The organism is Arthrobacter sp. M71 S08 (assembly GCF_059089725.1).
On record NZ_JBNHEY010000001.1, the window covers coordinates 84,103 to 108,124 of the forward strand.

The following is a 24,022-nucleotide window of genomic DNA, read 5'->3' on the forward strand; positions in this document are numbered from 1 at the left end:
GCTGGGCTAGCGTCGGACTAGTCACTGACCCACCGTCTTACTGACCCACCGGCCGAAAGGAGTGGTTGTCATGGACATAGCCACCATTAATGCTTCGCTTGATAACGTCATAGGGCGCGTGGAACGTGCTGAGTTTCTCGATGCCCCGGCCAACAAAGCTGCAGGCCTCGTGGGTAAATGGTTGAAGCCCGGGCCCATCAAGAACCTTCTGAGCGGCACCGGGACCGGACATCCCGCCCACCCCATCCTGATCGTGGTCCCACTCGGGTGCTGGGCGTCCGCCTTCGTCCTCGACTTCATCGGCGGGAAGGACGCCGGCACTGCGACGGCGGCGCGCCGCCTGATCATTCTTGGAAACCTGAGTGCATTCCCTACAGCCTTGACGGGCCTCAGTGACTGGGCCGACACCCAGGGCGCAGAGCGCAGGGTGGGGCTCGTCCATGCAGCCCTCAACGTGACCGCCCTGGGCGCCTTCACGGTCAGTGCGGCAGCGCGCGCCTCGAACGCCAGAGGCCTGGGGGTCCTGACGGCAGCAGTCGGGATGGGGCTGGTGTCAGCGTCCGGATGGCTCGGCGGACACCTTGCCTATGCCCGCGGCGTAGGAACCGACACCACAGCCTTCGAGGTGCCGCCGTCGGACTGGACCGATGTGGCTGCTGTCGAGGACATCAGGGACGAACCCGTGTGCGTCGACGCCGGTGGAGTGGCCGTGCTCGTCATCCGCCATGCGGGTGAACTGCGGGCCATCTCCGACCGTTGCACACACCGCGGGGGACCCCTGCACGAGGGAACCATCGAGGACGGTTGCGTGGAGTGCCCCTGGCACGGCAGCCGTTTCCGCCTGACGGACGGTCAGATTGACAGGGGTCCTGCGACCAGGCCCCAGCGTACCTTTGAGGTTCGCACCGTCGACGGGCGGGTTCAGGTCCGGCCCGCGTCCGACCCCGGCAGCCTCCGGACGGAACCCGTGACTGGGAGCGCGGGCATCAGCGCGGGCAACTCCTGATCGAAGGCGAATCCCCCCAAATAGGTTCCACGGAAGCTGTGTGAACCGCCGCCCGGGTGGGTACTCCTCTGGCACGAAGCGATTCGCCAGCCAAAAGGAGCGCAATGACAAGCGAGCCACAGACCATAACCCGCGGCAGTGACGCCGAGTCAGCCCTGACCATTTGCGACCCGCGGGATGGCAGCGAGGTGGGTACCGTGGAGTCGGCTGGACGGGAACAGGTTGCGCTCGCCGTCCAACTGGCCAAGTCGGTGCAGTCTGAGTGGGCCGAACTGTTTCCCGCTGAGCGGGCAGGCATGGTCCGTGCCGCCGCAAATGCCCTGCGCGAGGGTGCCGATTCCCTTGCAGAGCTGAACAGCAGAGAAACCGGGCGTCCCCGTGAAGAGGCGCTGGCCGGGATTGAAGCCGGCGCTGCGACGCTCGAACAATACGCGGAGCTCGGCCCGCTCCATCGCAGGCATAGTCTTCGTGGGTCTGCGCTTGCCTCTGACTACACCGTTACTGAGCCGCGAGGGGTGGCGGCACTCCTCACACCATGGAATGATCCCGTGGCAGTCGCTTCCGGTCTGCTGGGGGCTGCGCTGGTTACCGGCAATACCGTCCTGCACAAGCCGAGTGAACGGTGTCCGCACCTCGGCCAGCTGCTGGGCGACCTACTCTCGCCGTGTTTCCCCGCTGGAGTCCTGATCACCCTTACCGGAGGACCCGACGTCGGAGCCATGCTCACCGCGGAAGAAGGAATCGACGTCTACGCGCACGTGGGGTCAAGCGCTAGCGGAGCCCGCATCGCCCGCGCAGCCGTACTCACCGGTGCCCACGTGATCCGGGAGAACGGCGGCAATGATCCGCTGCTGATAGACCGCGACGTCGACCCGGTGTGGGCAGCAGAGCAAGCTGCTATAGGAGCCTTCAGCAACAGCGGCCAGATCTGCACAGCCGTCGAACGCATCTACGTACACGGGGCACTAGCTGATGGGTTCTGCGACGCCCTTGTGGCGGAAGCCCGCCGCCGGAACGAGTCCGGCACTCTCGCACCGCTTGTTGATCGCCGCATGCGCGACGTCGTAAATTCTCAGGTTCAGGCCGCTGTCGCAATGGGAGCTGAAGCCGTTGAAGGCGGCGCAGTGCCGCCGGGGCCGGGAGCGCACTACCCGGCGACCGTCCTGGTGAACTGCACCGAGAAGATGGACATCATGGCGGAGGAGACCTTCGGCCCCGTGGCGCCTGTGACGCGCGTGCGCAGCTTCGACGAAGGGCTGAAGCTCGCCGCTGCCGGTCGGTACGGCCTCGCCGCGAATGTCCTCACCGGCAGCATCACCAGCGCGCAGAAGGCTGTCGCAGCGCTCAAAGTGGGAACGGTCAAGGTCAACGCCGTCTTCGGAGGCGCTCCCGGCGGATCAGCGCAGCCGCGCGGTGAGAGCGGTGAAGGCTTCGGCTACGGACCGGAACTGCTGGACGAGTTCTGCACGGTGAAGGTGGTGCACATCGAGGCACCGGGAAAGGCAACCCGGTCATGACCGCGTTACACGAGACCCGCGGTCTGACCGAGTGGGTGCCCATCGAACTGGCTCGCGTCGCACCGGTCGTCACAGTGGTCGGAGATGTGATCCTGGACGGTTGGTGGACCGGCAGCATTGAGCGGTTCTGCCGAGAGGCCCCCGCACCCGTGGTGGACGTGTACCGCCGCGAGTACGCCCCGGGCGGCGCGGCAAACACGGCCATGAACCTCGCTGCTCTCGGCGCACGGGTGCGTCTGATGGGCCTCGTGGGGACCGACGACGCCGGAGCCCGCCTGCGTGCACTGCTTGACGACGCCGGCGTGGATACTGCCGGCCTCATAGCCGCGGACGGATTCAGGACAACCACGAAGAACCGGATCATCGGTGGTGATCAGGTGATGCTGCGGCTTGATGACCAGGACGGGGCACCACCGGAGGAGTCGGTCGCCGCACTGGCGGCGGCGGTTCCGGTCGCACTGCAGGGTAGCAGCGCCGTCGTTGTCTGTGACTACGGCACAGGAGCGCTGGGTCCTTCCGTGCGCCAGGCGCTGCGGGACAACACCGGTGGCATGCTGACCGTGGTCGATGCTCACAACCCTCGGCCGTGGGCAGAGCTCAAGCCCGCCATTGTCACGCCGAACGCGCAGGAGGCAGCGCGCCTGCTGGGCCCGGACTTCCCGTCCGCGGCTGCCGAAGACCGCGCGGCGCTCGTAACCGAACGCCGCCAAGAACTCTTCGCAGCGACGGGAGCGAGTGCCGTCGTCGTCACTCTTGATCGGGACGGCACGGTGCTGCTCTCGGCAAAGGGACAGGCGCACCGGACCTGGGCGCGACCGGCGTCGGAAAAGCAGGCATCAGGGGCGGGGGACACCTTCGTGGCGTGCCTGACGGCGGCGCGGGCAGCGGGTATGCCCATGACGGCGTCATTGGACCTGGCGCAGGCTGCGGCGGATGTCGTGGTCGGCCGGCCGGGGACCTCCGTGTGTTCCACTGCGGACCTGGCGCAGTACCTCGGCGGCCTTTCCTCGGCGATCCTGCCGCTTGACGAGCTGCTGCAGCAGGTGGCGGGGGAGCGTGAGCACGGCCGGCGGGTCGTGCTGACGAACGGGTGCTTTGACGTGCTGCACCGCGGACATACCCGCTACCTGACGCAGGCCAAACAGTTGGGCGATGTGCTCATTGTTGCCCTTAACGGTGACGAGTCGGTGCGGCGCCTCAAGGGGCCGGACCGGCCGATCAATGCCCTGTCCGACCGCGCCGGCGTGATTGCGGCACTGAGCTGCGTCGACTACGTGACCGCCTTCGACACTGACACCCCTGTGCCGCTGATTGAGGCACTCCGACCGGATATCTACGCGAAGGGCGGTGACTATTCTTCCCAGATGCTCGAGGAAGCCCCGGTAGTGGAGCGCTGTGGAGGAGTTGTGCGCATCCTCGACTACGTTCCCGAGCGGTCGACGACGGCGATGGTCGAGAAGATCCGGAGCGCTCCGCCGGAGTCGACGACTGAGCATCCGGCTGCCCCGACGGCTGTGCCGTGACCGGCCGTTAGGCCACCGAGACGCCGAACACCAACCCCAGCATGTAGGTCGCCGCAGCGGCCCCAAGGCCGATCGCAAGCTGGCGCAGTGCGCGCTTGAGCGGCGATGCGCCGGAGAGCAAGCCGACGACGGCGCCGGTCGCCAGCAGCGCCAGCCCCACCAGGGTGCAGGCGGTCACAACCGCGACCATCCCCGTGAGACCGAAGAGATACGGCAGGACAGGAATTACCGCACCGGACGCGAAGAAGCAGAAGCTGGCGGCCGCGGCGCCCATGGCGGTGCCGATGCTCTCGTAATCCTCCCGCGTTTCCTTGCGCTCCGGTTGCAGGGACAGACTCGGGTCGCAGTCGCAGCTGAATTGCCCCATGCGTTCAGCGGCCCGGTGCTCGGCCGCCTCCGGGGACATGCCCCGCGCACGGTAGACCAGGACCAGTTCGTTGGCGTTGATATCGAGCTCTTTGGCTGCCGTCAGGGTGACCTGCGTGGGGCGCGACGCCGTCAGCAGTTCCCGTTGGGAACGCACGGACACGTACTCGCCGGCGCCCATCGATAGAGCGCCCGCGAGGAGTCCGGCGATTCCGCTGAACAGCACGAACGCGCTGGAAACGCCCGTTGCGCCAATGCCCATGACGAGTGCGAGGTTACTGACCAGGCCGTCATTGGCGCCGAACACCGCTGCCCGGAAATTGCCGGAGAGCCGGTTGCGCCCGCGCGTCGCGAGGCCCCGCACGACCTCTTCGTGGATCTGTTCATCGGCCGCCATCGCATTGGTCGCGGACGGATCGGCCGCATAGGGGGAGCGGCCCTCGGCGCGCTGGGCCAGGGCAAGTACGAAGACCGACCCGAAACGTCGGGCGAGGAAGCCCAGTATCTGGTTCCGCAGCGATGGGCGCTGGGGTTTGCCGACGTCGTCCCCGAGGAGGGCGAGCCAGTGCTGTTCGTGCCGGCCTTCCGCCTGCGCGAGCGCGAGCAGGATTTCTTTCTCTTCACCGCCGCGCTTGCGTGCCAAATAGCGGTAGGTTGCGGCCTCCGCCCGCTCATCGGCCAGATACTGCCGCCAACGCTTGATATCGGCGGGTGTTCGGGGTCCTTCGGGGGTCAAACCGGCTCCTGATTTCACATGGCCAGGGCTAATTGAGAGCTCCGGCCATTAACTAATGCATGGCCGAAGGTCTCGTTCGCCGCCAGTGCGGTGGATTGCCGGGCATCATCGCTGATAGCCAGTATGTCGACAGGCCGCGGAGCGCAAGGCACTCCGGAACTACTCCCCTTCGCAATCATCCATGCTACCCGCACCTGCGCTCCGAGTCGTACTGGCTAGGATGAAGCGGTGGATCAAGCCCGGAATGACAACAACGACGGCGGCCGGCGCGGCATAGCCCGGCGCGTCCTGCGCGGTGGCAGCGAGCCGGACCCGAGGTTCACGCTCGCCAATGAGCGCACCTTCCTGGCCTGGGTCCGCACGTCGCTTGCGCTCATGGCCGGAGGTATCGCCGTAGAGGCGTTCACCACCGACATCTTCATCCCACAGGTGCGCACCACCCTGGCGGTCCTTCTGCTGTTGCTCGCCATGATCATCTCGTCGGTGGCGTGCTTCCGGTGGATCAACGTCGAACGTGCGATGCGCCACGGCACCCCTCTGCCGCTTCCGTTCCTGGCGCCTCTGCTGGCCCTCGGCGGGTCGGTGGTTGCCGCCGTCGTCGTTGTGTTTGTGCTGATGCGGGGAGCCTAGGGTGACCGCCCTGGACCGGGATCCCGGGCTACAGCCGGAGCGCACAGCGCTCGCCTGGGGCAGAACCATGACCGCGCTGGTAGGTTCCAGCCTGCTGTTCCTGCGCTGGGTGCCCGGTCACGGCCTGTTTGCCGTAGTCCTGGTCCTCGCGGCATTGGGAGCGGCGCTGGGAATCTACCTCAGCCAGCGACGGCGGTACGCACGGGGAGTCGCCGGGGTTTCCCGGGGCCGGGTGGATGCGGACGTCGTCGCGGTGATCTGCACGTCGTCGGCGGTGCTCGCGATGGGCGCCATGGGAATCTACACCGTGCTGTTCCTGCCGCTGTAGGAGCGTAGACGTAGGGTAGAAGCGAAACCCACCGAATGACAGCAAGGAAGAAGCGCCCGTGGAGTACCGTCGCGACACCAGTGCAACACAGAACCAGGCGAGCCCATGGAAAGACAGCCTCGGCAGGGCCAGCCTCCGCAGCGCTCAACTGCTGCTGCTCCTCACAGCGTTGGTGATATCAATCTACGGGTTGATCCAGATTCGCCTCGTGGTCATCCCGCTGCTGCTGGCGCTCATCCTGGCGGCCGCGATCAGTCCGCTGGTCAATATGCTGCGACGCAGAGGCTGGCCCGGCGCACTCGCAACCGCTTTTGCCTTCCTGCTGCTGCTTGGCGTGCTCGGTGGCGTGATCACCGGAATCGTCTTCGCGGTTCGCAGCCAGTTCGATGAGCTGGTAGCGAGCGCCAACGAAGGATTCGACCAGATCTACGACTTCATCCGGACCGGGCCGCTGCCCATCGACGAAGCTCAGATCCAGGAGGCCCGCGAGGCGGTGGTGGACTTCGCCACCAGCGCGACGGCGGGGTCTACTGCAATCTCCGGTATCACCGCGGCGGGGGAGTTCCTGACCGGAGCGCTGCTCATGGCGGTCATTCTGTTCTTCTTCCTCAAGGACGGCGGCAAAATCTGGGCATTCATGCTGCGGCCATTCCGCGGTGAGCGCCTCCATAAAGCAAAGCGGGTAGGTTCCCGGAGCCTTGAGGTTCTGGGTGGCTATGTACGCGGCACGGCCATCATCGCGCTGGTCGATTCAGTCTTTATCGGCCTTGCCCTGTTCATCCTCGGAGTGCCCCTGGCCTTGCCGCTCGCCGTCATCGTATTCGTCGGCGCCTTTGTACCGCTGGTCGGCGCCACCGTCGCCGGTGCGCTCGCAGCGCTGGTTGCACTGGTGGCCAACGGGCCGTTCGTGGCGCTGATGGTGATCCTCGCCGTCGTCGTGATCAACCAGCTCGAAGGGAACTTCCTGCAGCCGGTGGTCATGGGACGTTCGCTGAGTATCCATCCCCTCGTGATCCTGATTGCCCTGACTGCAGGCACCATCCTCGCGGGAATCGTCGGCGCCATTCTGTCCGTACCGGTGGCCGCGGTGGTCTGGGCCGCGATCAAGGTGTGGACGGGAGAGGACGACGAGGACGAGCCCGAACCGGTTGAAGCGGAGTCGGAGCCTGAACCCGTCGAGGCTGCAACCAGGGCCGACACCGCATCGCCGATTGCGACGGAGGAGTCTCCCGAAACCCGCTGAGTGCGCAGATAACCACGGAATGGCGTCGCCACAAGGCGGTTATCTGCGCACCTGATGCTTGTCTCAGCGCACCGGGGTGGCAGGTCCCTCGAGGGGAACCTCTTCCTGGAACTCGCCTGCCACGCGCTTGTTCCACGCAGTCATGACCGCGGGGTCCGTCGGCCTGGTGGCAAGCGACACCACGACGAAGCACAGAGCGGAGCTGATCAGACCGAAGTAAATCGGCTCGTTCGCGTAGACCCCATCACCGATGCCGAAGCCTGCATAAACGGCCAGTGTGCCGAGGGTGACCACTGAGCCCACGACCATGGACACCGCAGCGCCCGGGCCGGTTCCGCGCTTCCACACGAGACCGCCGAGGATAGCAACGAGGAGACCGCCGACCAGGATGTCATACGCGATGGTGAGCGCGATGACGACATCGTTGAGTACAATCGCGATGCCTACCGCCAGGATGCCAAGACCGAGCACCCACAGGCGGTTGCCCGCGACATCGTGCTCGGGGTCAGACTCCTTGCGGCCTTCTGCCGCGACCGTCTCGCCGCCGCGCAGACCGTGGTGCCGCCACCCGCGGATAAAGGGGACGACGTCGGAACTCGCTACTGTGGCCGCGGCGATCAGCGCGCCGGAAGCAGTGGACATCATCGCTGCGACCGCGGCGGCGAGGACCAGACCGCCGGCGCCGATCGGAAGCACGTCAAGGGCGACCTGGGCGTAAACATCGTCGGTGTTTTCGAGGACCGGCAGCAGCACACTGGCGGCCATGCCGATCATGGCACCCGCGATGCCGTAGAGGATGCAGTAGATTCCCGCGGTGGTGCCGCCCCAACGGGCTACGCCCGGTGTCCTGGACGTGAAGACGCGCTGCCAGATGTCCTGTCCGATCAACAGCCCGAGGGTGTAGACCACGAAGTAGGTGATGATGGACTGCGCACCGATGCCGGTGATGCTGAAGAACTCTTCTCCGGCGCGCTCACGGATGCCCTCGAATCCACCCGCGGCGGAGAGCGAGAAGGGGAGCATGAGTGCGAAGACGCCGATGGTCTTGATGACAAACTGCGCCATGTCAGCCAGGGTGATGGACCACATGCCGCCGACAGTCGAGTAAACCAGCACAATGATTCCGCCGAGTGCGATGGCGAGCCAACGCTCCAGGCCGAACAGTACGACAAAGATGGTCGCGTAGGCGCCGGTCGAGGTTGCGCACAGCACCACCGTGTAGGCGAGCATGACGAAGCCGGCGATCTTGGTTGCCTCATGCCCGTACCGCAGCGTCAGCATCTGCGAGACCGTGTAGATTTTCAGCTTCTGAATGGTAGGCGCGAAGAAGAGGCTGAGCACCAGGACTCCGGTGCCGATAGCTACAACGAGCCACATGCCGGAGATCCCGAACCGGTATCCCAACCCGACACCGCCCACGGTGGAGGCGCCACCGAGGACGACTGCCGCCATCGTGCCGGTATAGAGGACCGGACCCAACCGCCGGCCGGCCACCAGATAGTCACTGGTATTTTTGGTGCGCGACTTGCCCCACCAGCCGAACGCGAGCATCGAGGCCAGATAAAGCACCACGATTGCGATATTGACGAATTCCATGGATCTCCTGAGGACGAAAAGTTTCACCTATAGGCAACAGATGTTTTCCGCTAGGCTAGCTGTGACGGAAGTAACAGGTCAAGTGTGACGATGTTGATGGCGTCGGTATGCTCAGATACAGCCCCCGGAAGGACTCCCCATGAAGGCTCTGCCAGTAGAACCAAGCAACGCGCCTGTGGCTATTGGCTCGAGGATCCGATCAGCCCGTCAGGCGCAGCGGATGACGATCGAGCAGGTGGCCGACTCAACGGGCCTCACCAAAGGGTTCCTCAGCAGGGTTGAACGGGACCTGACGTCACCGTCGGTCGCGTCACTGGTCACGCTGTGCCAGGTATTGTCCATCTCCATCGGTGACCTCTTCACCGTCCCCGAAACACACCTCACCAGGCTCAATGAAGCTCCGAAGATCAGCCTCGGCGGCGAAGGAATCAACGAACGGCTCATGACCGCGCGCTCGGAGCGGCGCCTCCAGATGATCCGTGCCGTGATCGAGCCGTATGGCAAGGGGGAAACGGACCTGTACTCCGTGGACTGCGAAGTGGAAACCCTGCACATCGTGGCCGGCCGGTTCGAACTCATCTTCTCCAACGACCGGTACGAGATGGAGGCGGGGGATACGATCACCTTCCCCGGACGGGAACCGCACACCTGGCTGAACCCGTCCGGTGAGGAAGCCGTAGTCCTGTGGACGCTGGTTCCGGCGGCTTCCCGGAGCTGACGCCAAATCCCTGTCTCAGGCTGCCCCCAATCATTACCGGGATACCAAGCCTGCTTATGGAATACTGAGCGAACGACGCCGGTCTACATAGGACCGGTGGCTGTTGTAGCGATGAATCGCGGTCAGCCGGTCAGTGCCTGCTGAATGCCTCGATGCCTCGACGATCCGCCCGCGCCAGGGCTGGCGCGCTTGTTTGTGAAGGGACCGGAGCAATGAAGAGTTCTCAGACAGCTGCAGGGTTCGCGGTGGCTACGGCCATCGCATTGACTGCCACCGCATGTGGCGGCGGAGGCGGCGGGACCGCCGATACGGGCGAAGCCGTGGACTATGGGGCCGACCTCTCCGGCACCCTGACTACGGGCGGCTTCACCCTGGGAGATGAGGTGGCCACGGCCCGTGCGGACCTTGCCACGGCCGCGCTTGAGGAAGACGGCGTTACGGTTGAAATCAATGAGAGCAACTTCGATCCCCAGCGGTTCGCCGCGCAGGCCGCGAGTGGAACCCTCCCGGACCTTGTGGTGATGGACCGGCAATACGTGGCAACCTACGCGGCGAAGGGTCTCATCGAACCGGTGGACGAGTGTTTCTCCACGCACGACGTCAACGCCGAGGAACACTACTACCCGGCCGTGCTGCAGGATGTCACCTACAACGATGAGGTCTACGGAATTCCCCAGTTCTGGCAGCCGTGGTCAATCATCACCAACACCCGCGTCATGGGGGAAGCGGGTGTCACCGCCGAGGATCTGGACACCTCGAACCCCGAAGCCGTTCTCGCCGCTGCCGAAAAGATGTACGAGTCCGAAGGGGACACACCAACGCGTCTTGGATTCGACCCGCAGATGCCGTCCCAGGCTCCAGTCTGGTTCGCAGCCTTCGGCGGCCGAATCATGGACGAGACCGGCAAGCCCACGCTAGACGATCCCGCGAACATCGAGGCTCTTACCTGGCTGAAGGAGATCTACGATGCACAGGGCGGTTACGAGACTGCCTACAGCTTCGGCCAGACCTGGGACTTCTTCGGCGAGAACAACCAGTTCGTGGCGGATCAGGTGGGCGCAGGCCTCTATGCCCAGTGGTACCCGAACGTCCTCTCGGACTATGAGGACAAGCTGGAGATCTCCGGGGTCCCGCTGCGGAATCAGGACGGCGACGCCATTGCAGTTGCGGGCGGGCAGTCCTACGTGATTCCCACGGGCGCCAAGAACAAGCCGGCCGCCTGCAAGTGGGCCGTCACCAACACCTCGGACGAGGCCTGGATGGCAGCGGCCGAGGCTCGGGTCTCGGGCTTGGAGGAAGGCGGCAATTTCACAGGCATCTTCACCGGTTCCCAGACGGCGGATCAGATGATCAAGGACGAGTACCTGGAACCGACCGGCAACGAGGGCTTCGACCAGCTGATTGATTCCTACTACCAGGCACTCGAGAACGGGGTACCCCTCGGGTCCTCTCCTGCAGGCCTCGAAATCCAGACGGAGCTGCAGAACGCCATGGCTCCTGCGATGTCCGGTGACAAGACCATCGAGGAAGCACTCGGCGACGCCCAGGCGGCCGCGATGCTGGTGTACGAGCAGGCGACTGCCGGCGCGCAGTAGGCACCGGCGTCGTTCTCCAGGCGCGCGAAGAGGGTGGGAGCCGGCTCCCACCCTCTTCCCGTGTGTCCTGCTAACTCAACGCCTGGGTTAGCCCTTCCGTCCCTGACCGGCGAGGCCCTCGATGAAGTAGCGCTGTCCGAAAGCGAACAGAATCAGCATGGGCAGGGTGACCAACAGGGCCGCCGTCATGACGTACTGGTAATCGGCCTGTCCGCCTGAAGTTGGACTGAACAGGGTCATTGCGTAGGAGATGCCCAGGGGTACGGTGAACTGCTCCGGGCTTCCGAAATTCAGGTAGATCAGCGGTGCCTGCAGGTTGTTCCAGCTCGCCTGGAATTCGAAGATGAAGACGATGATGAAGGACGGAATGGACAGCGGCATGGCTATCCTCCAGAACAAGCCGAAGTAACTGCACCCGTCGATCCGTGCGGCTTCGAAGATATCCCGGGGAAGGCCCAGGAAGAACTGGCGCTGCAGGAAGATATAGAACGCCGATCCGAAGAGATTAGCCCCCCAGAGCGGGACTGTGGTGCCGAGAAAGCCCAACTCCTTCCAGATCAGGTACACCGGAATCATCGTCACGGCTCCGGGCAGCATCATGGTGCCGAGCACCAGCCCGAAGAGCAGATTCCGGAAGGGAAACCGGAAGTAGGCAAACCCGAAAGCCACCAGCGAACTTGAAAAGGTGACCAGGGCGGCAGCCAGCAGCGCAATGATGAGACTGTTTGAGATCCAGGCGAGGAGCGGAAGCTGCTCCCACACCTCGACGTAGTTGCTGAAGACCCAGGTTTCCGGGATGAGCCGGTTGTCGAACACATCCTGGCGGGGCTTGAAGGTTGCCGCCAGCAGCCACACAAAGGGGTACAGGAAGAGAACCGAAAACCCCAGCAGCAGAGCCCAGAGAATGATCCGGCCGACGATGCTCCGCGGCTTGTACCAGGGAAATGTCTGCTTGGGAGCGGCGGCGGACTTGGCCCGCGGGTCCGACTCGACGACCGCCTGCGGTTGGGAATTGACTACTGAAGCCATGACTACCTGCCCCCCTCGTAGTAGACGAACTTGTTCCCGAACCGGACCTGGAAGATGGTGATCAGGAGAATGATGAAGAACAGCAGCCAGGCGATCGCCGCGGCGAAACCCATATTGAATTGCTGGAAGGCCTGCTGGAACAGGTAGACGCCGACGAAGAGTGCCGCATCGGGTGATCCGCTCGCCGTGTCCCGGTAGAACAGCAGGAACGCCTGGTCGAAGACCTGAAGCGCGGCGATCGTCAGGACGATGGTGCAGAAGAACAGGGCGTTGGAGATCATGGGCAGCGTCACTGAGAAGAACTGCCGGAGGGACCCTGCGCCGTCGAGGGCGGCCGCCTCATACAGGTCCTGCGGCACGTTCTTCAGTGCGGCGAGGAGGATCAGCATGGTGCCGCTGACGCTCCAGAGGCCGATGATGATGATTGAAGGCTTCATCCAGTTGGGGTCGATCAGCCACTGGGGACCGTCTATTCCGAACAGGCCGAGGAAGCCGTTAATCGCCCCGGAGTTGCCGTTGAGCAGCAGCAGGAAGATGGAGGCGGCAGCCACTGACGGCGTCATCTTGGGGAGGTAGTAAATGATCCTGAAGATGCCGGCGCCCCGATCGGGGATGCGGTGGAGCAGGTACGCAAGGAGGAGGGCGAAGCAGATCTCAAGCGGCACCGACAGCACGGCGTAGTACAGGGTGTTGCCGAGGGACGTCATGACCTTCGGATCCTTGAACAGCAGCTCGTAATTGCTGAACCCCACGGGGGTGGCGGTGTCGGTGGAGAGATCGTAATTGGTGAAGGAGATCACCAGGCTGTAGATCATGGCCCCGAGCGTGAACACCATGAACCCGACCACCCAAGGAAGGATGAACAAATAGCCCGCCCTGGCCTCTCGGTTGAAGGGTTCCTTGATCCAGCGGGGACGCCTCAGCCGTCTCTTCCGGGGGGAGTCAGTCACTGCGGTCATGCTGCACCTCCTTGCGGTCGGCGGGGTCGCTCCTGACAAGGGTAAGCCATCAGCATGCTTTGTATGTTGGGAAAATCTTCCAATTCGAGAAGTGGTGGGCTATACGCCGCAGAGGGGTCGCGATAGCGTAATCCCCACCCCTTCAACGGTCAGGAACAGCTGATGGACTGGACGCTGGAAGTCGTTATTGTGCCGGTTGGCGATATCCCCCGCTCGATCGAGTTCTACCGCGACAAGCTGGGATTCGTTCAGGATTTCGAAACCAACGCCGGCGGGATGCACTTCACGCAGCTCACGCCGCCCGGGTCCGGCTGCTCCATCGTGTTCGGAAACGGACCGGGAATGGGGGCGATGCAGCCGGGCACGCTCAAAGGCGTGCAGTTGGTGGTTTCCGACATCAATATGGCGCGCGATGAACTGCTGGGCCGCGGCGTCGAGGTCAGCGACATCACCGTTTTCGACGAGCGCGACGGCGGCACCTTCTTCGGTTTCGATGACCCCGACGGCAATTCCTGGGCTGTGCAGCAGATCAAAGCCCGAGCCGATAAGCCTCTGATCCCGCATTCCTAGAGTGCTGCCTTGACTGAGACGCTCGCCACAAATAGCCTTTTGCTAAACAGTTGATGCCTATTAGGCAACTCGTGCTCTGAAGCGACGGCACGAGTGTGGAGCGAGGGAGATGTACATGGAAGAGCTGCGCGTCACGGCAGGGGGCCATCTTGGGCCGATCGATTCGGCCCGGATTCCGCGCTACGCGGGTGCCGCCACGTTTGCCCGGCTCCCGCGAATCGACCAGGTGGAGAAGGCGGATATCGCCGTCGTCGGTGTGCCGTTCGACTCCGGCGTTTCGTACCGGCCGGGCGCACGGTTCGGAGCCAACCATGTCCGTGAGGCATCGCGGCTGCTTCGCCCCTACAACCCGGCGATGGACATCTCGCCCTTCGAACGCGTGCAGGTCGCCGACGCCGGCGACATGGCGGTCAACCCCTTCAATATCAACGAAGCCATTGAGACCGTCCAGCAGAATGCGCTGGATCTAACGCGCGACGGCGCCCGCCTGGTCACGCTCGGCGGGGACCACACGATCGCGCTGCCGTTGCTGCGCGCCGCATCGGAGCGCGCGGGGGAGCCGGTTGCGCTGCTGCACTTCGACGCCCACCTCGACACCTGGGACACCTACTTCGGTGCGGAATACACCCACGGCACGCCGTTCCGGCGGGCTGTCGAGGAAGGGATTCTGGATACTGAGGCCATTTCGCACGTCGGGACGCGCGGGCCGCTGTACGGCGTAAAGGACCTGGAGGATGACCGGCGCTTCGGATTCGGCATCGTCACTTCCTCCGACGTCTTCCGCCAGGGCGTCGACGAGACGGTCGCCAAGCTCCGCGACCGGATCGGCAACCGGCCACTCTACGTCTCTATCGACATCGATGTGCTGGACCCGGCACACGCGCCGGGCACCGGCACCCCCGAGGCCGGAGGCATCACCAGCAGGGAGCTCCTGGAAATCCTCCGCGGTCTGCGCGGGATGAACCTGGTGGGCGCCGACGTCGTCGAAGTAGCCCCCGCCTACGATCATGCCGAGCTCACCGGCGTGGCGGCCTCGCACGTGGCCTACGATCTGGTGAGTCTCATGGCCGACAAAATATCCACTCGAGAGGACAGCTGATGCAGTCCGTTGACAGCGACGCCACAGTTCCCCCGCAGCCGCTTTCAGGCCAGCGCAACGGCGGTGACCTGGTGGTCGAAACCCTGAGTGCGCTCGGTGCGACGACGGTGTTCGGCATTCCGGGCCAGCACGCGCTGGGCCTGTTCGACGCGCTGTCGCGCTCGGACCTCCAGTTCGTGTCCTCCCGGGTGGAGAACAACTCGGCGTTCGCAGCCGACGGCTTCTCGCGCGCAACAGGTGAAGTGGGCGTGCTCTTCCTCTCCACAGGTCCCGGTGCGCTCACCTCGCTCGCCGGACTGCAGGAGGCCTACGCCACGGGTGTGCCGATGGTTGTCGTCGCCAGCCAGATTCCGCTTGAGGGACTGGGCGCCCGCCGTAAGGGGATGTTGCACCAGCTCGACGACCAGAAGGCATCCGCCGCCAACGTCACCAAGAGCCAGCGGCTGATCCAGCACGCCTCCGGCATCCCGTCGGCAATCCAGGATGCGTGGACCGAGGCCGTCTCCTCACCCCAGGGGCCCGTCTGGGTGGAGGTTCCGCAGAACGTCCTGCTGGATCCCGTCGTCGTGCCTCAGGTTGAGGACGCGCTGGCGGAGCCGTTCGACAATCCGCCGCGCGTGGAGCTGGTCCGCGAGGCGGTCAAGTGGCTTTCAGAAGCTGAGCGGCCGGCGATCGTGGCCGGTGGCGGTGCCCGCCGCGGAAAGGCCGAGAAGTGGCTGCTCTCGCTGGCGGAGAAGCTCGACGCGCCGGTCCTGTGCTCACCCGGCGGCAACGGCGCATTCCCCTGGAACCACGAACTGTCACTTCAGTCGTGGGCTGAGGACCGCTACGTCACAGAGGTCCTTGAGGACGCGGATGTACTGCTGGTCATCGGGTCCTCCCTCGGCGAGGTAACCTCCAACTACTTCACCCTGGACCCACGCGGACGCATCATCCAGATCGACGCCGAACCTAGGGTCCTCGAATCCAACAGGCCGGCCCTGGGCATACGGGCTGACGCCGGGCAGGCGCTCGCAGCGCTGGACGAAGCCCTGGAAGCCGTCGAGCGCCGCACCGGGGACTACGATCCCCGCAGACTCGTGGCTGAGACCCTCGCCAAGGTACAGGCCCGCCTGGATTCACAGGACCTCGGCAAGGAACGCACCTTCATGGCCGACATTCGTGCGGCCGCACCGGATGACATGCAGACCTTCTGGGACATGACCATCGCCGCGTACTGGGCCTGGAGCTGCTGGGATTCCCGGGACGGCGAGTTCCACTCCGCGCAGGGAGCCGGCGGACTCGGCTTCGGCTTCCCCGGAGCGATCGGCGGCGCTGTCGGTCTGGCGTCGAAGGGCCTGCCGGCCCGCGTGCTCGCGGTGTCCGGGGACGGTTCCGCCATGTACTCGATCGCGGAACTCGCCACCGCACGCCAGCACGACCTGCCGGTCACCTGGCTGATTGTCGACGACGGCGGTTACGGCATCCTCCGCGAATATATGGAGGGCGCATTCGGCAAGGCCACGGCGACCGAGCTCACCCGGCCGGACTTCGTGAAGCTCGCTGAATCCTTCGGAGTTCCCGCGGTCCGCGTGGCACCCGAAAACGTGCGGGCGGCGCTTGAGGCAAGCTTCGCGGCGGAGGGGCCCAACGTCGTCGTAGTCGAGACCCTCTTGCGGTTGTTCGCTCCCACGCACCTGTAGGTTTGGAGGCAAAACCCCGACCCGGAGGACCCGCTGTGTTCGACCTGCGCGATCTGGAGAGGCCGATCATCGGAGCGCCCATGGCGGGCGGCCCGACGACGCCGGAACTCACCGCCGCCGTGAGCAACGCGGGAGGGCTCGGTTTCCTCGCCGCCGGGTACCGGACGCCGGAGGACCTTGAGGCGCAGCTGCGAAGTACGGCCGCGCTGACCAGCGGGCCCGTGGGAGTGAACCTGTTTGTGCCGGATACGTTCCAGCCCGAACCGGCACTGCTTGAGGCCTACCTTGATTCCCTGCGCGCTGAGGCGGCTTCGCTCGGAGTGGAAGTGGGCAAACCCCGAGCCGACGACGACGGCTGGGATGCCAAGCTTGAAATTGTTCTGGATGCGAAGCCCGCGGCGGTCTCCTTCACCTTCGGGTGTCCGGACGCCCCGGTCCTCGCGAGGATGGCCGCTGCCGGGATCCTGCCGATCGTTACCGTGACCACCCCCGCTGAGGCGGAGTTCGCCGCAGCCGCTGGGGCACGCGCGCTCGCCGTCCAGGGGCCGGACGCCGGCGGGCATCGTGGGACCTTTGACCAGCAGGAGACGCCAACTGACGAGCCGCTGGAAAACACGTTGGCCGCCATTCGTTCGACAACGACGGTGCCGCTCGCAGCGGGCGGGGGAGTATCCGGTCCCGACGACGTCGTGCGGCTGCGGAAGGCGGGCGCCGGCGCCGTTCAGGTGGGCACCGCCCTCCTTCTCGCGGACGAAGCGGGCACCAATCCGGTGCACCGGGCGGCGCTGAGCGGGGGTTCGTTTACGGCGACTTCGCTCACCCGGGCCTATACGGGACGGTATGCGCGTGGGCTCACCAACCGCTTCATCCTCGAGCACCGGGATGCGCCGGCGGGATACCCGCACCTGCACCATACGACGGCGCCGCTGCGGAAGGCCGCCGTCGCCCAAAGGGATGTCGACGTTGCGCACCTTTGGGCCGGGACCGGATTCGCCTCGGCGCGTACAGGGCCCACGGCCGCCATCATCGAAGCACTGGCGTAAGTCGGTACAACCAGCGATCAGGCTGCCGTCGACTCCCGGGCCATTACTTCGAATTTCGTCAGGATTTCGCGCGGGGCGGGGCCGGACGGGTTCTTGATGCGCTCCATGAGCACCTTGATCGCCGTCTCCGCAATCTCTTCGCGTCCGGGATTGACGCTGCTCAATGTGGGGATGGAGTACCGGGTTTCGTCGAGGTCATCGAAGCCGATCACCGCCACGTCGCCGGGGATGCGCCGCCCGGCTTCCTGCAGGACGCGCATGGCGCCCTGGGCGAGTGTGTCGTTGAAGCCGAAGACGGCGTCGAAGTCCACGCCGCGGTTCAGCAGGTCGTGCATCGCTTCGGCGCCGTTGGCACGATGCCAGGTGCCGACATAGGCGACCAGGTTGTCGTCGTACTCGATTCCGCGAGCTTCCAGGGCTTCGCGGTAACCCTTGAGGCGGAGCCCCGCGGAACCAATGACTTCCCCCTCATGGGCACCGACAACGGCGATGCGCCGCCGTCCGGTATCCAGCAGGTGTTCCGTTGCGGCGCGGGCGCCCTCGATGTTCTGCATGGTCACGTGGTCGCAGTTGCCGGAGAAGATCCGCTCGCCGAGGAGCACGATGGGCACCTCCGCCGTGACCAGCGAGGCGTCCTCTTCACCGAGGCCGAGCGGGCTGAAGATGAGTCCGTCCGACATGCGCAGGCGCGGGCTCTTGAGCACCTCGAGCTCGCGGTCGCGCTCGCCGCTGGTCTGTTCGATGAGCACCACGAGTCCGCGCGCCTCCGCAGCTCTGATCACAGCGTCGGCCAGTTCGGCGAAATACGGCAGGCGCAGTTGGGGCACAGCGAGGGTGATGGCGCCGGTATGTCCGGAACGCAGGCTCCGGGCAGTGAGGTTGGGGCGGTACCCCAACTCGGCGATGGCCTTCTCCACGCGTTCGCGCGTTGAGGGCCGAACGTTGGGGTGGTGGTTGATGACGTTGGACACCGTTTTGAACGACACCCCGGCCACCTGGGCCACATCATGCAGGGTCGCCGCCATTTAAGTGTCCTTTTCGTGTCGGAACCGGTGGGACACGCGATAAGGTGTCCCACCGGCAGAATACCGCGTTGCCGTGCTTCAGTCGCAGACAGCGTGTTCGGGCTAGCGGCCGCTCCGGCCCGGCGTCCGCACTTCGACCGCCACGGGTTCGGTTGTTGCGGTTCCGTGGGCGTTGGAGAACACTGCCCGCACCAGCAAACCATCCTGCTCCGCGGTGAGTTTCTTCAGCGTCAGCTGTGATCGCCGCAGGCCGTCACCGGCGTTGATAGTGGCCGGCTGTTCAGTGACGCGCTGCCAGGTGGCGCCGTCGTCCGAGGAAGTCTCCCACTGCGCCACCGGCGCCGGCGTGCCCGTTGCCTCCGCGCGGAATGTCACCTTACCGCCGACGACGGCGGCGTCCGGCTGGGGAGCCTGCGTGACCTTGGGCAGGTCAACGGTCTGGTTGAACTCGGGCCAGCCGTCCACCCAGTTGATCTTCTGGAGGCCCAGGGTGGGGAAGTACGGGATTTCCTCGTTGGCGCCGTCGTAATAGTGGAAGGCGAGGTAGTCGCCGAAGACTGACTGGCCGCCCGGGCCGGTAATGGCGCCGTGGGCGTCCAGCACTACCGTGCCACCGCCGCCGAACATGTCCCGGCCTTCCTTGTCGAGGTACGGACCTGTGACCGATTCTGACCGGCCCACGGCGATCTTGTACGTCGAATCTCCGCCGCGGCAGCAGGAGTCGAAGGACACGAAGAGGTAGTAGTAGTCACCACTCTTGGTGATGTACGGGGCCTCGATGGGGTTGCCCCACATGAACCGGTCAGCAATGTTCACGGTCTGGGCCTGCCAGTTCTCCACGGGCTTTCCGCTGGGCCACTCGATCGGAACCAGGAAGATGCCGTACCAGAAGGAGCCGATGGCCATGTAGGGCTTGCCGTCCTCGTCCTCGACGATGCCCGCGTCGATCGCGTTGAAGGTTTTGCCCGGGTTGTTGGGGTCCAGTCCGGTTGCCGGAGAGGAGACCACGAGCCCCTGGTCCACCCATTCGTAATCAGGATCTTCCGGATCGAGCGTGGTGTTCGTGGCGAGTGCGGTGAGCGAGTTGCTCGTGCCGAACTGGGACGCGGAGTAGTACAGGTAGTACGTGCCGTCGTTCTCGTAGATCTCGGGCGCCCAGAGATTGTCAGGGAGGACGCCGCCGGCGAAGTGCTCGTCGATCCAGCCGGGGATCTGGTCCCAGACCGTGCCGGTGTACTCCCAGGTGGTGCCTTCGTCATGGGAGGACCAAATCTGGATGGTTCCGCCGTTCTCCCGGTTGATTCGGCCGGTGGAGTACACATACCAGGTGCCGTCGTCGTCAATGATGAGGGCCGGGTCATGGATGGGGGAGGTCTCTCCCACCACGGATTTCCCGCCGGGCAGGTCCTCGGTGAACGGGGTGCCCTGCCCGGTCCAGGTCTGGGGGGCGTTCTTGGTGGTGTCGGCCAGGACCGCCGGTGCGGTGGCTGTCCCGGTCAGGATCAGCCCGACACTCACTCCGAGGGCTGCTGTTGCTTTGGTAATGCGCTGGCGGAGCTGGCTTTGTGGTGATCGTGACGTCATTATCACGGTCCTTTCGGTCAGGATGCGCTGCAGAATTACAACGTTGAAAATATGACACGTGGTTCGGTGCGCGTCAAGGGTTGACTTCCGGTGTATCTGCCGCGGGCCCGGAAGAGGGGCGAGAGGCTCGCGTCCGGATAGCGTTTTTGCCAGGCATCACCGGTTGAACGGCGTCATCTGGCGTAAGCGGAATCGCCCGGAAAAAAGCGCTATCGCTCGAGGTCTGCAGCCAGGGCGAGTACCGCCACCCGCCGTATACGCAGGCTCGGGGCTTCAGGCCGAACGAGGACGCATCGGCGTACTTTCGACACGCTATTGACGGACTGATGTGATCTGTGTCATTCTCGTTTTCAACGTTGTAATCAACGTTGTAACTACGGCGTTGCTACCAGTTTGGACTGGTATCCCCCATACCCCTAACCGGAAGGACCACGTGATGATGAAGTCACGTACCATCAGCAAGACCATCGCAGCAGCAGCGGTCGCAAGCTTCTTGCTCAGCGGATGCGCCGCTGCCGCGGGCGGCGGAGAAGACGGCGAGAAAACCCTCACGTTCATGTACCGCGGTGGGCCTGATGACAAGAAGGCCTATGAGCAGGCAGTCGCCCAGTTCGAGAAGGACAACGGCGTCGAGGTCAAAATGATCCTGACCACCGCCGACCAGTACAGCACCAAGCTCAAGGCGGCCATCTCCGGCCGGCAGATCCCTGACGTTTTTTACATCAGCCCGGGTGAGGTCCAGTCCTACGTGCAGAATGGCATCGTCAAGGACATCACCGAGCATGTCGAGGGGTCCGAGAACATCGACCTCGACAACATCTGGGATTACGGTGTGGACAGCTACCGCTTCAGCGGGGAACTCAGCGGCGAGGGCGCCATCTACGCGCTGCCCAAGGACGTTGGACCGTTCTCGTTCGGCTACAACAAGACCATGTTCGAGGAAGCAGGCATCCCGCTTCCCGATCCGGACAATCCGTACACCATGGAGGAGTTCGTCGACGTAGCCAAGCAGCTCACCAAGGACAACAACGGCGACGGCAAGCTGGACCAGTGGGGCACCGGCCTCAACGTGGTCTGGAACCTCCCGGCGTTCGTCTGGTCCAACGGCGGCGACTGGCTGAACGAGGACCGTACCAAGGTAACCATCGACACCCCGGAATTCACTGAAGCACTCCAGTGGTTCGCAGACCTGCAGAACGTCCACGAGGTGACGCCGTCTGCCGGTGAATCGCAGACACTGGACACCTACCAGCGGTGGATGAAGGGCGAGATCGGTTTCTTCCCGGTGGGCCCGTGGGACCTCTCCACCTATGAGGAACTTCCCTTTGAGTACGACCTGATTCCGTACCCGGTCGGTGCGACGGGCGAGCCCGCCACCTACACCGGCACCCTGGGCATCGCGGTATCCAACGCCAGCAAGCACCCTGAGGAAGCGGCGAAACTCGCCACCTACCTCTCGGCCAATGAGGAAGCGCAGCAGACCCTCACCGACGCCGGTGTCCAGATCCCGAACCTTGAGGACATGGCCGAGGAGTGGGCGAGCGACGACAGCACCAAGCCCGCCAACAAGGAGGAGTTCCTCGAGGTTGTCCGTGAGTACGGACGCCCGCTTCCGAGCGAACTCACCTACAACGCCGAGTGGTACGACGAATTCTTCACTAACATCCAGCCCGTCCTGGATGGCAAGAAGACCGCAGCCGAGTACGTGAAGGAAGCGCAGCCCAAAATGCAGCAGTTCCTTGACAAGGCCAACCAGCAGGCAGGCATCGGCGGCTAGCTTCCGGCCACACCGGACCAACCGCTGACCAGACCGGGTGCCGCGGCCGCGCGAAGACCGGCCGCGGCACCCCTTCCAGCCAGGCTCCTGCCGGGCAATCCCACACGTGCTTGAATCAACGAGGATTTCAGATGTCCACCACCACGCGCCGATCCCGGCTCCACCGGCAGGAACACCTGACTGCGCTGGCGTTCGTTGCCCTGCCTGTCATCGGGTTTCTGCTGTTCACCCTCTACCCGATGCTGTTTTCCATCTACGCTTCCTTCACCGACTGGAACGGGCTTACGGCCCCGGTGTTCAGCGGCCTCAAGAACTACATCGTCATGTTTCAGGACCCCTACTTCCTGAAAGCCATGTACAACACGTTCTTCCTGATGATCGGCATCCCGATCGGGCTGGTGATCTCACTGGCCCTGGCGCTGGCCATGAACCGGAAAATGCATGGCACCACGTTCTTCCGCACCGTGTACTACGTCCCCGTGATCTCCTCCATCGCTGCAGTAGCCATCCTGTGGCAGTGGGCCTTCAACGGTGACTTCGGCCTGATCAACCAGATCCTCGCGCTCGTCGGCATCGATGGACCGAACTGGCTGCAGGACACCTCCACGGTGAAGCCCGCCCTGATCATCATGGCCATCTGGAAGGGCCTCGGCTTCTCGATGCTGCTCTATCTGGCCGCGCTGCAATCCGTGCCCCGCCACCTCTATGAAGCAGCGGCCCTGGACGGCGCCAACGCCTGGAAGCAGTTCCGCCACATCACCGTTCCCATGGTCCGCCCGGTCACCTTCTTCCTGGTGGTCACCAGTGTCATCGCCGGATCCCAGGTCTTCGTCGAAATCAACATCATGACCCCGACCGGTGGTCCGGAGTTCTCCTCCGCCACCATCGTTTGGTACATCTGGCAAAAGGCCTTCGACAACCTGCAGATGGGTTACGCATCAGCCATGTCGGTCGTGCTCGGCCTCATGGTGTTCCTCATTACCTTCATCCAGTTCCGGCTCAACCGCCGCAACCAGTTCTCGATTGACTGAGGCAGGTCACCATGTCCTCCCAACGCGTCCTTCCCACCGCACCGCCGCTCAAGCCCGAGCAGGGCATCCCGGACGGCAAGTCCGCCCGCAACCGGCCGGCGTCGCCCAAGACCCGCGATCTCTCTCCTTCAGAGCGTCGGCAACGACTGATCAACATCATCGTGACGGTCGTGCTCTCGCTTGGCGCCGTCGTGATGGTTGCTCCTCTGCTCTGGACGTTCTCGACGTCGCTGAAAACCCGTGAAGCCGTCTTCGCACTGCCGCCGCAATGGATCCCCGACCCCTTCGTCTGGGAGAACTACCTCCGGATCTGGTCTGCCGGACCGCTGCTCAGCGGTATCCAGAACAGCCTCATCGTGGCGTGCACCGTCACCATCGTCGGAACGCTGTTCTCCGCCCTGGCGGCCTTCGCCTTCGCGAAGATGCGCATGCCGTTCAAGAATGTGGTCTTCCTGAGTCTGCTTGCAGCGCTCATGGTGCCGTTCCCCACCCTGATGATTCCGCAGTTCACGATGTTCGCATCCATTGGCTGGGTGGACACCCTGCTTCCGTTGATCGTGCCCTTCGTCTTCGGCAACATCATCATGATCTTCTTCCTGCGCCAGTACCTTTCTTCGGTGCCGGATTCGATCATCGAAGCGGCAAGGATCGACGGAGCCTCCTACCTCCAGATCTTCTTCCGCCTGATCTTTCCGGTCATCAAGCCCGCGATCGCCGCGCAGTTCATCCTCTGGTTCATGGCCGTGTGGAACGACTACCTGGCGCCCATCATCTACCTGAACTCACCCCAGGTGCAGACCCTGCAGCTGGTCATCGCGAACTTCAATGCCCAGTACGCCGTCCAGACCGACTACCCGCTCATCATGGCCGCATCCTTCATTGCGCTGCTTCCCGTGCTGATCGTGTTCATCGTGTTCCAGCGGCAGATCATCGAATCCATCGCACTCACCGGTTCGAAGGGCTGA

General features: G+C 64.3%; 21 protein-coding genes. 15 read left to right on the plus strand and 6 right to left on the minus strand.

Annotation, left to right across the window (positions count from 1 at the left end; translation table 11 throughout):
* Positions 1–70 precede the first annotated feature (70 nt).
* The 3 genes from AC5RTB_RS00450 (at position 71) to rfaE2 (ending at position 4,046) form a co-directional block, all read left to right on the plus strand.
* Positions 71–1,006 carry a Rieske (2Fe-2S) protein gene (locus AC5RTB_RS00450; RefSeq protein ID WP_494059098.1) on the plus strand — a complete coding sequence of 312 codons (936 nt, stop codon included), beginning with the start codon at positions 71–73 and terminating at the stop codon, positions 1,004–1,006.
* Between the two features lie 104 nt (positions 1,007–1,110).
* Positions 1,111–2,523: an aldehyde dehydrogenase family protein gene (locus tag AC5RTB_RS00455; RefSeq protein WP_494059099.1), complete on the plus strand. Its 1,413-nt coding sequence runs from the start codon at positions 1,111–1,113 to the stop codon at positions 2,521–2,523.
* The gene (gene rfaE2 / locus AC5RTB_RS00460; protein WP_494059100.1) at positions 2,520–4,046 is read left to right on the plus strand and encodes a D-glycero-beta-D-manno-heptose 1-phosphate adenylyltransferase; all 1,527 of its coding nucleotides are present in this window, start codon (positions 2,520–2,522) and stop codon (positions 4,044–4,046) included. The genes AC5RTB_RS00455 and rfaE2 overlap by 4 nt, the downstream gene beginning before the upstream one ends.
* A 7-nt stretch (positions 4,047–4,053) precedes the next feature.
* Here the strand turns inward: rfaE2 and AC5RTB_RS00465 are convergent, their stop codons facing one another.
* Entirely contained in the window at positions 4,054–5,148 is a 1,095-nt protein-coding gene (locus tag AC5RTB_RS00465) for a VIT1/CCC1 transporter family protein (protein ID WP_494059101.1), read from the minus strand.
* A gap of 228 nt (positions 5,149–5,376) precedes the next feature.
* On the opposite strand from AC5RTB_RS00465, the gene AC5RTB_RS00470 reads away from it, so the two are divergent.
* Genes AC5RTB_RS00470 through AC5RTB_RS00480 form a run of 3 tightly spaced genes read left to right on the plus strand, consistent with a single transcriptional unit; the run spans position 5,377 to position 7,349 of the window.
* Positions 5,377–5,778: a YidH family protein gene (locus tag AC5RTB_RS00470; RefSeq protein ID WP_494059102.1), complete on the plus strand. Its 402-nt coding sequence runs from the start codon at positions 5,377–5,379 to the stop codon at positions 5,776–5,778.
* 1 nt (position 5,779) lies between these two features.
* Positions 5,780–6,106 (plus strand): DUF202 domain-containing protein, encoded by a 327-nt coding sequence (locus AC5RTB_RS00475; protein ID WP_494059103.1) that lies wholly within the window; start codon positions 5,780–5,782, stop codon positions 6,104–6,106.
* Between the two features lie 58 nt (positions 6,107–6,164).
* The gene (locus AC5RTB_RS00480; RefSeq protein WP_494059104.1) at positions 6,165–7,349 is read left to right on the plus strand and encodes an AI-2E family transporter; all 1,185 of its coding nucleotides are present in this window, start codon (positions 6,165–6,167) and stop codon (positions 7,347–7,349) included.
* 63 nt (positions 7,350–7,412) lie between these two features.
* Here the strand turns inward: AC5RTB_RS00480 and AC5RTB_RS00485 are convergent, their stop codons facing one another.
* Positions 7,413–8,945, minus strand: coding sequence for a sodium:solute symporter family protein (locus AC5RTB_RS00485; RefSeq protein WP_494059105.1), 1,533 nt, complete (start codon positions 8,943–8,945; stop codon positions 7,413–7,415).
* A 139-nt stretch (positions 8,946–9,084) separates the two neighbouring features.
* Here AC5RTB_RS00485 and AC5RTB_RS00490 point away from each other — a divergent pair, with 139 nt between their 5' ends.
* Entirely contained in the window at positions 9,085–9,663 is a 579-nt protein-coding gene (locus AC5RTB_RS00490; protein WP_494059106.1) for a helix-turn-helix domain-containing protein, read from the plus strand.
* A gap of 212 nt (positions 9,664–9,875) precedes the next feature.
* Positions 9,876–11,258, plus strand: a complete 1,383-nt coding sequence (locus tag AC5RTB_RS00495) for a type 2 periplasmic-binding domain-containing protein (RefSeq protein WP_494059107.1) — start codon at positions 9,876–9,878, stop codon at positions 11,256–11,258.
* 87 nt (positions 11,259–11,345) lie between these two features.
* Here AC5RTB_RS00495 and AC5RTB_RS00500 read toward each other — a convergent pair whose 3' ends face one another.
* Together AC5RTB_RS00500 and AC5RTB_RS00505 are read right to left on the minus strand one after the other, a co-directional pair.
* Positions 11,346–12,287, minus strand: a complete 942-nt coding sequence (locus AC5RTB_RS00500) for a carbohydrate ABC transporter permease (protein ID WP_494059108.1) — start codon at positions 12,285–12,287, stop codon at positions 11,346–11,348.
* 2 nt (positions 12,288–12,289) lie between these two features.
* Positions 12,290–13,246 carry a carbohydrate ABC transporter permease gene (locus AC5RTB_RS00505; protein WP_494059109.1) on the minus strand — a complete coding sequence of 319 codons (957 nt, stop codon included), beginning with the start codon at positions 13,244–13,246 and terminating at the stop codon, positions 12,290–12,292.
* Positions 13,247–13,408: 162 nt separating this feature from the next.
* Between AC5RTB_RS00505 and AC5RTB_RS00510 the strand changes: the two genes are divergently transcribed.
* From AC5RTB_RS00510 to AC5RTB_RS00525, 4 genes are all read left to right on the plus strand, one after another.
* Positions 13,409–13,816: a VOC family protein gene (locus AC5RTB_RS00510; protein ID WP_494059110.1), complete on the plus strand. Its 408-nt coding sequence runs from the start codon at positions 13,409–13,411 to the stop codon at positions 13,814–13,816.
* Between the two features lie 115 nt (positions 13,817–13,931).
* Positions 13,932–14,915 (plus strand): agmatinase, encoded by a 984-nt coding sequence (gene speB / locus AC5RTB_RS00515; protein ID WP_494059111.1) that lies wholly within the window; start codon positions 13,932–13,934, stop codon positions 14,913–14,915.
* Positions 14,915–16,597 carry a thiamine pyrophosphate-binding protein gene (locus AC5RTB_RS00520; RefSeq protein WP_494059112.1) on the plus strand — a complete coding sequence of 561 codons (1,683 nt, stop codon included), beginning with the start codon at positions 14,915–14,917 and terminating at the stop codon, positions 16,595–16,597. The genes speB and AC5RTB_RS00520 overlap by 1 nt, the downstream gene beginning before the upstream one ends.
* A 35-nt stretch (positions 16,598–16,632) precedes the next feature.
* Complete coding sequence (locus tag AC5RTB_RS00525) at positions 16,633–17,640, plus strand: nitronate monooxygenase (protein ID WP_494059113.1); 1,008 nt, start codon at positions 16,633–16,635, stop codon at positions 17,638–17,640.
* Positions 17,641–17,657: 17 nt separating this feature from the next.
* Here AC5RTB_RS00525 and AC5RTB_RS00530 read toward each other — a convergent pair whose 3' ends face one another.
* Positions 17,658–18,665 (minus strand): LacI family DNA-binding transcriptional regulator, encoded by a 1,008-nt coding sequence (locus AC5RTB_RS00530; RefSeq protein ID WP_494059114.1) that lies wholly within the window; start codon positions 18,663–18,665, stop codon positions 17,658–17,660.
* 102 nt (positions 18,666–18,767) lie between these two features.
* A complete protein-coding gene (locus tag AC5RTB_RS00535) occupies positions 18,768–20,249 on the minus strand; it encodes a family 43 glycosylhydrolase (protein ID WP_494059115.1) in 1,482 nt (493 codons plus the stop codon).
* Between the two features lie 436 nt (positions 20,250–20,685).
* Here AC5RTB_RS00535 and AC5RTB_RS00540 point away from each other — a divergent pair, with 436 nt between their 5' ends.
* The 3 genes from AC5RTB_RS00540 to AC5RTB_RS00550 all read left to right on the plus strand — a co-directional run bounded on the left by AC5RTB_RS00540 (position 20,686) and on the right by AC5RTB_RS00550 (position 24,022).
* A complete protein-coding gene (locus AC5RTB_RS00540) occupies positions 20,686–22,026 on the plus strand; it encodes an ABC transporter substrate-binding protein (protein WP_494059116.1) in 1,341 nt (446 codons plus the stop codon).
* 131 nt (positions 22,027–22,157) lie between these two features.
* Positions 22,158–23,057 carry a carbohydrate ABC transporter permease gene (locus AC5RTB_RS00545; RefSeq protein ID WP_494059117.1) on the plus strand — a complete coding sequence of 300 codons (900 nt, stop codon included), beginning with the start codon at positions 22,158–22,160 and terminating at the stop codon, positions 23,055–23,057.
* A gap of 11 nt (positions 23,058–23,068) precedes the next feature.
* Entirely contained in the window at positions 23,069–24,022 is a 954-nt protein-coding gene (locus AC5RTB_RS00550; protein WP_494059118.1) for a carbohydrate ABC transporter permease, read from the plus strand.